Annotated in this window: 12 protein-coding genes and 1 pseudogene; all 13 read right to left on the bottom strand. The window is 71.7% G+C overall.

Annotated elements, in window-relative coordinates; genetic code table 11:
• A pseudogene (gene dxs, locus IE312_RS16445) lies at window positions 1-1295 on the bottom strand (1-deoxy-D-xylulose-5-phosphate synthase); the annotation flags it as partial.
• A 31-nt stretch (window positions 1296-1326) separates the two neighbouring features.
• Window positions 1327-2460, bottom strand: a complete 1134-nt coding sequence (gene ispG, locus IE312_RS16440; RefSeq protein ID WP_189982459.1) for a flavodoxin-dependent (E)-4-hydroxy-3-methylbut-2-enyl-diphosphate synthase — start codon at window positions 2458-2460, stop codon at window positions 1327-1329.
• A gap of 4 nt (window positions 2461-2464) precedes the next feature.
• Complete coding sequence (gene hpnH / locus IE312_RS16435; protein WP_189982457.1) at window positions 2465-3487, bottom strand: adenosyl-hopene transferase HpnH; 1023 nt, start codon at window positions 3485-3487, stop codon at window positions 2465-2467.
• 5 nt (window positions 3488-3492) lie between these two features.
• Window positions 3493-4134 carry a phosphorylase family protein gene (locus IE312_RS16430; protein WP_189982455.1) on the bottom strand — a complete coding sequence of 214 codons (642 nt, stop codon included), beginning with the start codon at window positions 4132-4134 and terminating at the stop codon, window positions 3493-3495.
• Between the two features lies 1 nt (window position 4135).
• Window positions 4136-6169, bottom strand: a complete 2034-nt coding sequence (gene shc / locus IE312_RS16425; RefSeq protein WP_189982453.1) for a squalene--hopene cyclase — start codon at window positions 6167-6169, stop codon at window positions 4136-4138.
• A 116-nt stretch (window positions 6170-6285) separates the two neighbouring features.
• Window positions 6286-7419: a polyprenyl synthetase family protein gene (locus tag IE312_RS16420; RefSeq protein WP_189982451.1), complete on the bottom strand. Its 1134-nt coding sequence runs from the start codon at window positions 7417-7419 to the stop codon at window positions 6286-6288.
• Window positions 7419-8846, bottom strand: a complete 1428-nt coding sequence (gene hpnE, locus IE312_RS16415; RefSeq protein WP_189982449.1) for a hydroxysqualene dehydroxylase HpnE — start codon at window positions 8844-8846, stop codon at window positions 7419-7421. Before hpnE ends, IE312_RS16420 begins: the two co-directional genes overlap by 1 nt.
• Entirely contained in the window at window positions 8843-9079 is a 237-nt protein-coding gene (locus IE312_RS44135; RefSeq protein WP_368860014.1) for a DUF6380 family protein, read from the bottom strand. The genes hpnE and IE312_RS44135 overlap by 4 nt, the downstream gene beginning before the upstream one ends.
• Window positions 9079-10041, bottom strand: a complete 963-nt coding sequence (gene hpnD / locus IE312_RS16410; RefSeq protein WP_189982447.1) for a presqualene diphosphate synthase HpnD — start codon at window positions 10039-10041, stop codon at window positions 9079-9081. Before hpnD ends, IE312_RS44135 begins: the two co-directional genes overlap by 1 nt.
• Complete coding sequence (gene hpnC, locus IE312_RS16405) at window positions 10038-10934, bottom strand: squalene synthase HpnC (protein WP_189982445.1); 897 nt, start codon at window positions 10932-10934, stop codon at window positions 10038-10040. The genes hpnD and hpnC overlap by 4 nt, the downstream gene beginning before the upstream one ends.
• Window positions 10935-11294: 360 nt before the next feature.
• On the bottom strand, window positions 11295-12104 hold the full coding sequence (locus tag IE312_RS16400) for an ABC transporter ATP-binding protein (RefSeq protein ID WP_189982444.1): 810 nt from the start codon (window positions 12102-12104) through the stop codon (window positions 11295-11297).
• Window positions 12097-13026, bottom strand: a complete 930-nt coding sequence (locus IE312_RS16395) for an ABC transporter permease (protein ID WP_189982442.1) — start codon at window positions 13024-13026, stop codon at window positions 12097-12099. Before IE312_RS16395 ends, IE312_RS16400 begins: the two co-directional genes overlap by 8 nt.
• A gap of 85 nt (window positions 13027-13111) precedes the next feature.
• A partial coding sequence (locus tag IE312_RS40380) for a glycosyltransferase family 2 protein (protein WP_368860013.1) occupies window positions 13112-13642 on the bottom strand: 531 nt, incomplete at its 5' end.

Genomic DNA, 13642 nt, shown 5'->3' with positions numbered 1-13642 from the left:
CACATGCCGTTGTGCGAGGGTCCGTCGGTGCCGGTGACGCCGGCCCGGTCCAGGACGAAGGTGACCCCGCAGCGGTGCAGGGCGACGTCCATCAGCAGCTGGTCGAAGGCCCGGTTGAGGAAGGTGGCGTAGACGGCGACCACGGGGTGCAGCCCGCCGGTGGCGAGGCCGGCCGCGGAGACGGCCGCGTGCTGCTCGGCGATGCCCACGTCCCACACGCGGTCCGGGAAGCGTTCGGCGAATCCGCCGAGGCCCACCGGGTGCAGCATGGCCGCCGTGATCGCCACGACGTCCTCGCGCTCCTCGCCGATCCGCACCATCTCCTCGCCGAACACCGAGGTCCAGGAGGGCCCGGCGGACGGGGTGAGGGGCTCGCAGGTCAGCGGGTCCATCACGCCGACCGAGTGGAAGTGGTCCTCCTCGTGCGCGAGGGCGGGTTCGTAGCCGCGGCCCTTCTCGGTGAGGCAGTGCACCAGGACCGGGCCGTGGAAGCGTTTGGCGCGGCGCAGCGCGGACTCGACGGCCTGGATGTCGTGGCCGTCGATCGGGCCGAGGTACTTCAGGCCCAGGTCCTCGAACATGCCCTGCGGGGCGAAGGCGTCCTTGAAGCCCTTCTTCGCGCCGTGCAGGGACTCGTAGAGGGTGGTGCCGACCACCGGGGTGCGCTGGAGCACCTCCTTGCCCCAGGCGAGGACCCTCTCGTAGCCGTCGGTGGTGCGCAGGGTGGCCAGGTGGTTGGCGAGGCCGCCGATGGTCGGGGCGTAGGAGCGTTCGTTGTCGTTGACGACGATGATCAGCGGCCGGTCCCTGGCCGCGGCGATGTTGTTGAGCGCCTCCCAGGCCATGCCGCCGGTCAGCGCGCCGTCGCCGATGACCGCGACCACATGGCCCTCGTCCCGGAGCACCTGGTGGGCCTTGGCGAGGCCGTCGGCCCAGCCGAGCGCGGTGGAGGCGTGGCTGTTCTCGATGACGTCGTGCTCGGACTCCTCGCGCGAGGGGTAACCGGACAGTCCGCCCTTGCCGCGCAGCTTCGAGAAGTCCTGACGGCCGGTCAGCAGTTTGTGCACGTAGCTCTGGTGGCCGGTGTCCCACAGGATTTGGTCGACCGGTGACTCGAACACCCGGTGCAGGGCGACGGTCAGTTCCACCACGCCCAGGTTGGGTCCGAGGTGCCCGCCGGTCCTGGACACCGCGTGCACCAGGAACTCACGTATCTCCTTCGACAGTTCCCCGAGTTCCGTCTCGGACAGCGCCTTCAGGTCGCGTGGTCCCCGGATCCTCTCCAGAATGGTCACGCTCGGGCCCCCTCTCGGTCCGTGGCTTGCCTCAACTCGACTGGTCTGCGGGGCTCGTCCGCTCGGCGAGCTTCATGGCCTCCTCGATCAGGGTCTGAACGATCTTCGACTCGGGGACGGTCCTGACGACCTCGCCCTTGACGAAGATCTGGCCCTTGCCGTTGCCCGAGGCGACGCCGAGGTCGGCCTCGCGGGCCTCGCCGGGGCCGTTGACCACGCAGCCCATCACGGCCACCCGCAGCGGTGTCTCCATGCCGTCCAGGCCCGCGGTGACCTCCTCGGCGAGCTTGTACACGTCCACCTGGGCCCGGCCGCAGGACGGGCAGGAGACGATCTCCAGCCGCCGCTCTCTGAGCCCCAGCGCCTGGAGGATCTGGATGCCGACCTTGACCTCCTCGGCGGGCGGTGCGCTCAGCGACACCCGGATCGTGTCCCCGATGCCGCGCGAGAGCAACGCCCCGAAGGCGACGGCCGACTTGATCGTGCCCTGGAACGCCGGGCCGGCCTCCGTGACCCCCAGGTGCAGGGGGTAGTCGCAGGCCTCGGCGAGCTGCCGGTAGGCCTCGATCATCACGACCGGGTCGTTGTGCTTGACCGAGATCTTGATGTCGCGGAAGTCGTGCTCCTCGAAGAGGGACGCCTCCCACAGGGCCGATTCGACCAGGGCCTCGGGGGTCGCCCTGCCGTACTTCTGCAGCAGGCGCCGGTCCAGGGAGCCGGCGTTGACGCCGATGCGGATCGGCGTGCCGTGGTCCCTGGCGGTGCGCGCGATCTCCTTCACCTGGTCGTCGAACTTCTTGATGTTGCCGGGGTTCACCCGGACGGCGGCACAGCCGGCCTCGATGGCCGCGAACACGTACTTCGGCTGGAAGTGGATGTCCGCGACCACCGGGATCCGGGACTTCTCCGCGATGGTCGCGAGGGCGTCCGCGTCGTCCTGCGTGGGGCAGGCGACGCGGACGATCTGGCAGCCGGAGGCGGTGAGTTCGGCGATCTGCTGGAGGGTGGCGCCGATGTCGGACGTACGGGTCGTCGTCATCGACTGCACCGACACCGGGGCTCCGCCCCCGACCGCCACCGGCCCGACCTGGATCCGCCGCGACGGGCGCCGCGGCGCGACCGGACGGGCCGGTACCCCGGGGAGGCCCAGGGGTACGGCGGTCACCGCCTCACTCCCGGTTCCCGGAGACGGTCTCGCGCATCGCCCGCAGCGACTCCTTCAGGGATCCCATGGTGGCGAGGACGGCGGTCGGCTCGTAGCCGCAGTGCGCCATGCAGTTCGCGCAGCGCGGGTCCTTGCCGCGGCCGTACTTGTCCCAGTCGGTCTTCTCGATGAGTTCGCGGTACGTCGGCACGTACCCGTCGCTCATCAGGTAGCAGGGGCGCTGCCAGCCGAAGAGCGAGTAGTTCGGGATCGCCCAGGCGGTGCACGGGAAGTCGACTTTGCCCTCCAGGAAGTCCAGGAAGAGCGGGGAGTGGTTGAGCCGCCACTTCCTGCGGTTGCCGCCCGCGAAGGCCTTTTTGAACAGCTCGCGGGTCTGCTCGACACCGAGGAAGTGCTCCTGGTCGGGGGCCTTCTCGTAGGCGTAGGCGGGCGAGATCATCATCTCGTCGACCTTGAGGTCGTCGTTGAGGAAGTTGAGCACCTCGATGATGGTCTGCGGGGTGTCGGTGTTGAAGAAGGTGGAGTTGGTGGTCACCCGGAAGCCGCGCCGCTTGGCCTCCTTGATGGCCGCCACCGCCTCGTCGAACACCCCCTCCTTCGCCACCGACTCGTCGTGCCGCTCGCGCAGTCCGTCGATGTGCACGGCGAAGGCGAAATAGGGCGAGGGCGTGAACTTGTCCATCTTCTTGCGCAGCAGCATCGCGTTGGTGCACAGGAAGACGTACTTCCGCTTCGCCACCAACTGCCGGACGATCTCGTCGATCTGAGGGTGCATCAGCGGTTCGCCACCGGCGATGGAGACCATCGGCGCCCCGGACTCCAGCACCGCGCCCACCGCCTGGGCGACCGGCATGCGCTGTTTGAGCACACCGGCCGGGTGCTGGATCTTGCCGCAGCCCTCGCACTTCAGATTGCAGGCGAACAGCGGTTCCAGCTCGACAATGAGCGGAAACTTGTCCCGCCTGCGGAGCTTCTGTTCGGCCAGGTATGTAGCGACCTTGATGGACTGGCGCAACGGCATGGCCATCTGGCTCACCTCCGGGGGAGCAGCAAAGAACGGTGCCATTCGAAAAATGCGGGAAGGATGGAACGGAGCACACGGAAAGCGGATATCCCGCCGCGGACCGTGCCGATCCGGACGAGTTCGTGTTCGGGAGCGTCCACGACCACCCGGACGGCCGCGACCGGGCGTTCGCCCGCGCGGACGGCGGCCAGCAGCGTGGCCGCCGACTCCATGTCGACGGCCAGCGCGCCGGTGGCGAGCAGATCGGACCGCTCGGGCCCCCGCACGACGTGGTCGGAGCCGGTGAGCGGGCCGGTGTGGACCGTGCGTCCGGGCAGCAGGCGCACGAGTTCCTTGACCAGCAGTTCGGTGCCCACGCACGGGACGGCCCCGCGCGGGTCCCGGGTCTCCTCGGCGACGACCAGGTCGCCGGGGTGCATGCCGGGGGCGAGCCCGGCGCAGAAGCCGGTGGCCAGCACGGCCGTGCCGGCCGCCGCCGGGCCGGCCAGGTGCCGGGTGACGGAGCGCTCCGCCGCACGGGGGCCCATGCCCGTGCGGACGACGGTCACCGGCCCGCCGGCGCCGCCGTGATCACCGGTGCGCAGGGCGAGGCGCTCGATGCCGAGCGCGCAGGCGATCAGCAGCGGGGCCGGGGCGGGCTGGTCGCGCACCTCAGCTCACCTTGGTCCCGGAACGAGGCTTCCTGGCGAGCAGCTTGCGCTCGAAGGGGTCGCCGTGCAGGTACCGGCCGAGCGCGGTGAGCGGGAACACCTGCCGGTACAGGTGGTAGTTGATGGAGAAGTCCCAGGGGAAGCCGGTGCCGGTGAAGTACGGCTCGTCCCAGGTGCCGTCCTCCCGCTGGGTCTGGGCCAGCCACCGGACGCCGCGCTCGACGGCCTTGGACTCCTTCTCCCCCGCCGCGAGCAGTGCCATCAGCGCCCACGCGGTCTGCGAGGCGGTGGAGGCACCCCGGCCGCTCCATTCCTTGGCGTACTTGTAGGAGCGCAGGTCCTCGCCCCAGCCGCCGTCGTCGTTCTGGACGCTCTCCAGCCAGGCCACGGCCCGCCGGATCGCCGGGTGGGAGCCGGGCAGGCCGGCTGCCGTCAGGGCGGGCACCACGGAGCCGGTGCCGTAGATGTAGTTGACGCCCCAGCGGCCGAACCACGAGCCGTCGGGCTCCTGTTCGGCGAGCAGCCAGTCGATGCCGCGCCGGGTGCGGGGGTCGTCGGCCAGGCCCTCGGCGGCGAGCATCTCCACGACGTGCGCGGTGACGTCGGCGGACGGCGGGTCGATGACCTCCCCGAAGTCGCAGAACGGCAGCCGGTTGGGGAACGGGCTGGTGTTGTCGACGTCGAAGGCGCCCCAGGCGCCGTTCTTCGACTGCATGCCGAGGTTCCAGCGCACCGCCCGTCCGATGGCCTTGTCCACGCGCTCGGGGTCGTGGTGCCGGACCCGGCGCAGCGCGAGGGCGACCTCGGCGGTGTCGTCGATGTCCGGGTAGTTGTCGTTGTGGAACTCGAACGCCCAGCCGCCCGGCGGGAGCTGCGGGCGCCGTACGGCCCAGTCGCCGGGCCGGACGATCTCCTCGCCGAGCATCCAGTCGGCCGCCTTGACCAGTTGCGGATGGTCGACGGGGAGCCCGGCGTCGACGAGGGCGATGGTGGCCAGGCAGGTGTCCCAGACCGGGGACTGGCAGGCCTCGATCATCCGGGCGCCGTCCTCGCGCCAGACGGCGAAGCGGTCCAGCGAGGCGAGGCCCTCGCGCAGCACCGGATGCTCCAGGTCGTAGCCGAGCAGGTGCAGGGCGATGACCGAGTACACGGCCGGGGGCTGGATGCCTCCCCAGCAGCCGTCGTTCTCCTGGCGTTCGATGATCCAGCGGGCCGCCGAGTTCATCGCGGCCCTGCGGAGCGTGCGCACGGCGACCTTGCGGTAGCCGCGGACCACCTTGTCGAGCCGCTGGAAGACACCGTCCCAGCTCGCCACCGGGGCGAGCGGCTGCGGCGGGTTCGGGTTCGCCGGGTCGGTGTGCAGCTCGTCCAGGGCGAAGGGGGCCGGGCGGACCGGGCGCTTGGCGGAGACGATGGTGAGCGGCACGATGGTCTGCCGCGCCCAGCAGCCGAAGTTGTAGATGTTGAGCGGGAACCAGGTGGGGAAGTAGATGAGTTCCGGGGGGAGTTCGGGCAGGTCCTCCCACTTCCACCAGCCGAAGAGGGCCAGCCAGATCCGGGTGAAGACCCGGGCGGCCGCGATGCCCCCGCGCTCGCGGATCCAGGAGGAGGCCTTCGCCATGTGGGGGGCGTCGGGCGGGTCGCCGGCCAGGCGCAGGGCGACGTACGCCTCGACGGTGGCGGACAGTTCTCCGGGTCCGCCGTAGAAGGTGGCCCAGGTGCCGTCCTCGCGCTGCTCGCCGCGGATGAACCTGGCGGCGGCCTGCGCGGTGTCGTCGTCCAGGATGCCCAGGAACTGGCGGAGCAGCAGGTCCTCGGCGTCCATGGTGACGTTGGTCTCCAGGTCGCCCTTCCACCAGCCCTGGGCGTCCTGGGTGGCGAGCAGGAAGTCGGTGGCGCGCCGGGCGGCGTGGGCGGCGGCTTCTTGTACCCCGGTCGCCTCGGGGGTGGTGAGGGTGGTGAGGGTGGTGTCGCTGGCCGCGGCAGCGCGGGACGGCAAGGTCGCCCCGGTGCTTCCGTCGGTCGTCGCTGTCATGGCTTCCCCTTCGTGCAGTCGTGCGAGTCGTGCTGCTGTGGGTCCGCCGTCGGCCGGTGTCCTGGAACCCTGGGGCACCGGCCGGCGACTACGCGAGGCTCATCGAGCCATATGGGTCATTTCTTCCGTACGACGACGAAGTCGGCGAGCGCCGCGAAGGAGTCCCGCACCCGGTCGGGCATGTCGACGGTGTCGAGGGCCTCGACGGCGACGGTGTGCTGACGGCGTGCTTCCGCGGCCGTCCACTCGCGGCCGCCGGCCTCCTCGATGAGGGCGGCCCGGGCCGCGAACTCCTCCTCGGAGAAGTTCTCGAAGTCGCTGCTCTTGGCGTCGGCGGCGAGGATCTCGCCGAGCTGCTCGGAGGCGGGGCCGCCGGCCGCGAGGGCGGCCACCACCGGCAGGGACTTCTTGCGCTGGCGCAGGTCGCTCCAGGTCTGTTTGCCGGTGGCCTCCGGGTCGCCCCAGATGCCGAGCAGGTCGTCCACGGCCTGGAAGGCGAGGCCGAGGTGGTAGCCGTACCGTTCCAGCGCGTCGGCGGTGGCGTCGTCCGCGCCGCCGAGGACGGCGCCGATGGAGGAGGCGCAGGCGAGCAGGGCACCGGTCTTGTTGCCCTCCATCTCCAAACACTCCTCGACGGTGACCCGGTCGCGGTGCTCGTAGGAGATGTCCTGGGCCTGGCCGTCGATCAGGGCACGGGTGGCGGTGGTCAGGCGGCGGGTGGCGCGGCCGGCCTCGACGGTGCCCAGTTCCAGCAGGACCTCGCCGGCGAGGGCGAACAGGGCGTCACCCACCAGGATGGCCTGGGCGGGGCCGTGCACCTTCCAGACGGTGTCGCGGTGCCGGCGCTGCTCGTCGCCGTCCATCAGGTCGTCGTGCAGCAGCGAGAAGTTGTGCACGAGCTCGACGGCGACCGCTCCCGGGATGCCCGCCTCGGGGGCGGCGCCGGTGACCTCGGCGGAGAGCACGGCGAGCGCGGGGCGGACGGCCTTGCCGCCGTCACCGTCGGCGGGGTTGCCGGCGGCGTCGATCCAGCCGAAGTGGTAGGCGGCGACGGTGTCCATCGGAGGTGCCAGGCGGTCGACGGCCGCGCGCAGCACCGGTGTGGCCAGGGTCCGGCCGCGCTCCAGCAGCGCGGTGACGTCCACCGCGGCCCGTGGAGCGGGCGTCGAGGCCGGGGGCACAGTGGGCACAGTCTCTCCTCTTGTTGCGGTGCCGGGGGTGCGGGGGCGTACCGCCTGCCGGTCGGGCATCAGGCCGCCTCCTCGAACTCGAAGAGGTGGCGGGGGCGGGGCCGGCCCAGGGCGCTGAGGGCGGCGTCGGCCGCGCTCACTCCGCTGCGGACCGCACTCTCCATGGTCGCGGGCCACCCGGTGGCGGTCCACGCTCCGGCCAGGTACAGGCCGGGGGCCTTGGTGCGGGCGCCGGGCCGCAGCCGCCCGACGCCGGGGGCGGGGGCGAACGTCGCCGTGCGCTCCCGGGTCACGAAGAAGTCCTCCACCACGGCCGCGCGGGTGCCCGGGATCAGCCGTTCCAGCTCGGGCAGGTAGCGCTCGCGCAGCTCGGCGACGGGGGTGTCGATCTCGTCCTGCGCGGCCGACTGCGACAGCGCGAGGTACTGCCCTGTCCGCAGCCCGGAGGCGTGGGTGCGGTCGAACACCCACTGCACGGGGGTGCCGAGGGCGGCGAGGAAGGGCCGGGCCAGCACCGGGCGGTCGTAGACCACGTGGACGTTGAGGATCGGCGCGGTGCCGATCCGCAGCAGCCGCTCGGGCGCGTCGAGGGCGCCGGGCGGCAGCAGGTCGTGGGCCTCGCGGTGGGGTACGGCCAGGACGACCGCGTCGGTTTCGAGATTCCCGCCGGGAACCTGAACGCTCCACGCCCCGTTCCCGTTGACAGAGACGGAGGTGACGCGTGTACGGACCTCGGTACGCACGCCCGCGGAGTCGAGCGCCCTGCGGGCCAGCCGGTCGTGCAGTTCGCCCAGCGGGACGCGGGCCCAGCCGATGTCGGCCGCGCCCGGGTCGGACAGCAGACCGGTCTTGAACACCATCGCGGCGAGCCCCAGCGAGGCGTCGCCCGCGACCGCGTTGAGCGTGGCGACGCCCACCAGGTCCCACAGGGCCTCGACGGCGCGTGCCGACTGGCCGTGCGCGGCCAGCCAGCTGCCGAAGTCCTGGCCGTCGAGGGCCGGGTCGGCGGGGTCGAGCCCCTTCAGTGCGAGCGCGGCACGCCCGACGGCCGCGCGCTCGGCGAGCGAGAGGTGCGGATAGGCGGCCAGGCTGCGCCCCAGGTGGAGGGGGACGGGCAGCGGGTCGCGCCGCAGCCGGCCGAGCCGCCGCCCCTCGGGCTTGGCGACGTCGACGACGGGCACGTCCAGGCGGTCCTGCAGCGGTGCCAGCGCCGTGGCCTCGATCCGGTCGAGGAACCAGCGGTAGGCGGTGCAGCAGCGCAGGTACACGTGCTGGCCGTTGTCGACGGTCAGTGAGCCGCGCCGGAAGGAGAAGGCGAGGCCGCCCAGCCGGGGCCTGCCTTCGAGCAGGGTGACCCGGACGCCCGCGTCGGCGAGGGCGAGCGCCGCGGTGACACCGGCGAGGCCGCCGCCGACCACGACCGCGCTGCGGTCCGCCGTGCGCGGCGTGCCGCGCCGCGCCGGCGCGGGGGGTGAGCCGTCGCTCATCGTGCGTCCTTCCGTCCGTGCGCGAGCGCTCCGCGGGCGGGGCCGGCAGGGGCGGCCGGCCGCCCGCGGGCCGGGCGTGGCCGGGCGCGCAGCTCTCCGCGCCCCTCGCGGGTGCGCGGGTGCTGGTTGAACGGTGCACGCCCGGCCGTCGCAGTCAGGGACGCCACGCCGCAGGCGAGGGTTGCCTGTCGCCTGCCGTCCCGTCCGGCCGGCTCTGGTGCGGTGCGGTGCATCAGGCGCGCCTCCGGACGGAGCGCCGGGAGACGTGACGGGTCACGTGCCGGGTGTCGAGCCCGGACAGGCCGCGCACGGCGACGTAGGCCTTCTCGTGGCCGGGCAGCGAGACCCGGCCGCGCAGCACGGCCTCCGGGTCGCGCTCGATGCGGTCCAGCAGCCGGCGGTAGATGCCGGCCATCGCGGCCACGCAGGCGCCGCTGCGCCGGTCGAGCATGGGCAGCAGCCGGTAGCCCTCGGCGAACAGGGCCCGGGCGCGCCGCACTTCGAAGTGGACGAGGCCCGCGAAGTCGGAGCCCTCCGGCGGGGTCGGCCCGGCGAAGCCGGCCGAGCAGCCGAACTTGGCGAGATCGTCGGCGGGCAGATAGGTACGGCCGCCGGCCGCGTCCTCGCGCACGTCGCGCAGGATGTTGGTGAGCTGCAGGGCGAGGCCCAGCGTGTCGGCGTACTCGGCGGCGCGCTCGGCGCCGCCGGTTCCCGGTCCGGTACCGAACACGCCGAGCGAGAGGCGGCCGATGGCTCCGGCGACACACCGGCAGTAGACCTTCAGGTCGTCCCAGGTCTCGTAGGTCTCCCCGCGTACGTCCATCTGGACGCCGTCGATCAGTTCGTCGAGGCCGCCGAGGGGGATCGGGAAGGCGTCCGCGGCGTGGCTGAGGGCGACGGCCACCGGGTCGGTGTCGTCCTCCTCGACCTTGCCCTCGCGGATCCGGGCGAGCAGCGCCCGGGTGTCCTCCAGGCGTGCCAGCTTGACCTCGCCGGGCAGGTCGCCGTCGCCGATGTCGTCCACGCGCCGGGAGAACGCGTACAGTGCCGACATGGCGCGGCGCTTGGCCGTCGGCAGCAGCCGGATGCCGTACGCGAAGTTGCGGGCCTGCTGCCCGGTCACGGCCTCGCAGTAGCTGTAGGCGGCGAGTACCGGCGCGGACACGTGCGGCGGAGACTCCACGGTCCGGATCACCCCTCTCCTCGCAGGATCACGCCCGCCTCACGCAGCAACTGGACCTTGCCGGGTCTGGGCGGGCCGGGAAGTACGTCGTATTCGGCGGCGGCGATCGCCCTGACCGCCGCCCTTCCCCCCGCCACGAACCCTGCGAGCAGCAGCTTCAGCCTTCCGTGGACGCTACCCACCAGGGGGGCGCCTTCATTCAGCAGATCGCGGGCGCGTTGCGCTTCGTATGCAACCAGGGCGCGCACGGATGCGCCCGCGGTTTTCGCCGCGAGGTCCGCTTCCTGGACGTGGAATCGTTTCATGTCCTCGGCGGGGAGGTAGATCCGGTCGCGGCCGAGGTCCTCGGCGACGTCCTGGAGGTGCTCCACGATCTGCAGCGCCGTGCAGACGGCGTCGGACAGCCGGATCCGCTCGGGGGTCGAGGTGCCGGTGACGGCGAGGACGAGACGGCCGACGGGATTGGCGGACAGTTCGCAGTAGGCGAGGAGGTCGTCGTAGGTCTCGTACCGGGTGACGAGCTGGTCCTGGCGGTTGGCGGCGATCAGCCCGAGGAACGGCTCGGGGGTGAGGGCGCGGCGGCGGACGGTGGGCTGCAGACGGCGCAGCAGCGGGTGGCGCGGGGTGCCGCCGAAGACGCGGCGCAGGTCGGCCTCGAAGGCGTCGAGGAGGACCAGCCGGTCGGCGGCCGCGGCGGGCGGCACTCCGAGCAGCCGGGCGTCGGCGCCGCCGGGGGCGAGGTCGCCGTCGCCGATGTCGTCCACGAGGCGGGCGAAGCCGTAGACGGCCATGAGGTCCTCGCGCCAGGCCCTGGGCAGGAAGAAGGGGGCCACGGGGAAGTTCTCGCCCGCGGCCTTGTCGAGGGTGGCGCGTTCCGGGTCGGGCGCCGTGCGGGTCGCCGTCATCGGGCGCTGCCCGGCGCGGGGACGGCACATGCTGCGGTGAGCAGGGGAGTTTCCGTAGCCATTGCCGTCACATCTCCCGTTCTACACTGCCGACCCAATACACACTATTTCGGACACGCCGCCCCGCATTGTGGAGGGCCGTCCCGTCGCAGGGTGTCGCGCATTATCGCCCCACTTGCCGGTTTCCGGCACCGGTACAGCTTACGTTGTACAACGCGGCACGGACCGTCGGGGTGTCCCGCACATCACAACAACACACCGATTGGCTCCAAGATTCCTAGGGCCAGGGCGAGTTGACGCTTCCTTTGCAGACGCAGGGCCCCGCCGGACGAATTCCGGCGGGGCCCTGGCCGAAAGGCGTCACTTCCCCGTGAACTTCTCGTACTCCTTCAGGACCTCTTCGGTCGGTCCGTCCATACGCAGTTCACCGCGTTCCAGCCACAGCACACGGTTGCAGGTGTCACGGATGGACTTGTTGTTGTGGCTGACCAGGAAGACCGTTCCCGCCTCCTTGCGCAGTTCCCGGATGCGTTCCTCGGAACGCTTCTGGAACTTCCGGTCACCGGTGGCCAGCGCCTCGTCGATCATGAGGACGTCGTGGTCCTTGGCGGCGGCGATGGAGAAGCGCAGGCGTGCCGCCATGCCGGAGGAGTACGTGCGCATCGGAAGGGTGATGAAGTCGCCCTTCTCGTTGATCCCGGAGAAGTCGACGATGTCCTGGTAGCGCTCCTTGATCTGCTCCCGGGACATGCCCATGGCGAGGCCGCCCAGGATGATGTTCCGCTCGCCCGTGAGGTCGTTCATCAGGGCCGCGTTCACGCCCAGCAGGGACGGCTGGCCGTCGGTGTAGACCTTGCCCCGCTCCGCGGGCAGCAGTCCGGCGATGGCGCGCAGCAGGGTGGACTTGCCCGAGCCGTTGGAGCCGATCAGACCGATGGCCTCGCCGCGGTAGGCGACGAAGGACACCCCGCGCACGGCGTGCACCTTGCGCACGCCCCGCTCCTCGCCACGCTTGAGGATCCGGCTCAGGGCCGCCGTCGCACTGCCCTTGCCGGTCTTGGCGCCGTTGACCCGGTAGACGATGTGCAGGTCGTCCGCGATGACGGTGGGGCGGCGCTCCCCCGCGTCCCCGGCGAGCCCGTCGTGCTGCCCGGTGTTCTGCTCAGCCACGGCCGTACCTCTCCTCAGCCTTCCAGAAGTACACGAAACCGCCCACGGCGAAGAGCGCGGCCCAGCCGCCGGCCGCGGCCCAGACGTGGTCGGGCAGGTTCTCGGCGCCGTAGCCGTCGATCAGGGCGAAGCGCATCAGGTCCATGTAGATGGCGGCCGGGTTCCACTGCAGGAGCGTCGCGATCCAGTGCGGCTTGCCCCGCAGCATGACGGGGATGGAGAACATCACGCCGGACGCGTACATCCAGGTCCGCAGGATGAACGGCATCAGCTGCGCGAGGTCCGGCGTCTTGGCGCCCATGCGGGCCACGATCAGCGCGAGACCGGTGTTGAACAGGAACTGCAGCGCCAGTACCGGCACGATGAGCAGCCATGCCGGGCCCGGGTAGCTGCCGAAGCCGATCGCGACGACGAACAGCACGATCATCGAGAACAGCAGCTGCTGGAGCTGCTGGAGCGAGAAGGAGACGGGCAGCGCGGCGCGCGGGAAGTGCAGGGCGCGCACCAGGCCGAGGTTGCCGGAGATCGCACGGACGCCGGACATCAGCGAGCTCTGCGTGAACGTGAACACGAACACGCCCGTGACCAGGAACGGGATGTACACGTCCCGGGACATGCCGCGGCTGGCGTGCAGGATCAGCCCGAAGATGAAGAAGTACACGGCCGCGTTCAGCAGCGGCGTGGCCACCTGCCAGAGCTGGCCGAGCTTGGCCTGGCTGTACTGCGCGGTCAGCTTCGCCTGGGAGAAGGCGAGGATGAAGTGGCGGCGTCCCCAGAGCTGACGGACGTACTCCACGAGCGAGGGCCGGGCGCCGCTCACGGAGAGCCCGTACTTGGCGGCGAGCTCGGCCGCCGTCAGTCCCTCGTCGGGCGACGGGGCCGCGGTCACCGCGACCGTACCGTCGTGCGTGGTCTCACTCACAGGTCTGGAAACTTTCGTCTTCGGGTTCGCGTTCGAGGGTCGTCCTGCCGTGCGCCGGGCACACCGGCGCACGAGGACGAGCTTGTCAGATGACCGGGGGACGGCCCAGTCGGGTGAGCCGCCACACCGTACGCCAGCGCATCGGGCGGCGCGGACCGCAAGGCGAGGTCCAGCCTTCCCGGAAACCGCCGAACCATGCCTTCAGGGCCGGCCCCGAGGGGCGGCGGAGCAGGGTCAGCAGCAGCCAGACGCCCAGGTAGACCGGGACCAGGAGCACGGGGAGGTTGCGGCGGGCCAGCCAGACGCGGTTGCGGGCCACCATGCGGTGGTAGACCGCGTGCCGCGAGGGCGCGGTCGTCGGGTGGTACAGCACCATGTCCGACCGGTAGTCGATCATCCAGCCGGCGTCGAGGGCCCGCCAGGCGAGGTCGGTCTCCTCGTGCGCGTAGAAGAACTCGTCCGGGAGCCCGCCGACGTCCGCGAAGACGCGGGTGCGGACGGCGTTGGCGCCGCCCAGGAAGGTGGTGACCCGGGAGGAGCGCATCGGGTCGGAGGCGCGCAGCCTCGGCACGTGCCGGCGCTGGGTCTCGCCGGTCTCGGGGTCGGCGATGCGGAA

The organism is Streptomyces capoamus (assembly GCF_014654935.1).
Taxonomy (GTDB): domain Bacteria; phylum Actinomycetota; class Actinomycetes; order Streptomycetales; family Streptomycetaceae; genus Streptomyces; species Streptomyces capoamus.
This window is presented reverse-complemented; position numbering and strand designations above follow the sequence as displayed.

Coding starts and splice junctions, on each gene's coding strand:
- hpnC (WP_189982445.1), bottom strand. CDS start 10,934: ATGACGGCGACCCGCACGGCGCCCGACCCGGAACGCGCCACCCTCGAC.
- hpnH (WP_189982457.1), bottom strand. CDS start 3,487: ATGGCCATGCCGTTGCGCCAGTCCATCAAGGTCGCTACATACCTGGCC.
- IE312_RS16420 (WP_189982451.1), bottom strand. CDS start 7,419: ATGCCCGACCGGCAGGCGGTACGCCCCCGCACCCCCGGCACCGCAACA.
- IE312_RS44135 (WP_368860014.1), bottom strand. CDS start 9,079: ATGCACCGCACCGCACCAGAGCCGGCCGGACGGGACGGCAGGCGACAG.
- shc (WP_189982453.1), bottom strand. CDS start 6,169: ATGACAGCGACGACCGACGGAAGCACCGGGGCGACCTTGCCGTCCCGC.
- hpnE (WP_189982449.1), bottom strand. CDS start 8,846: ATGAGCGACGGCTCACCCCCCGCGCCGGCGCGGCGCGGCACGCCGCGC.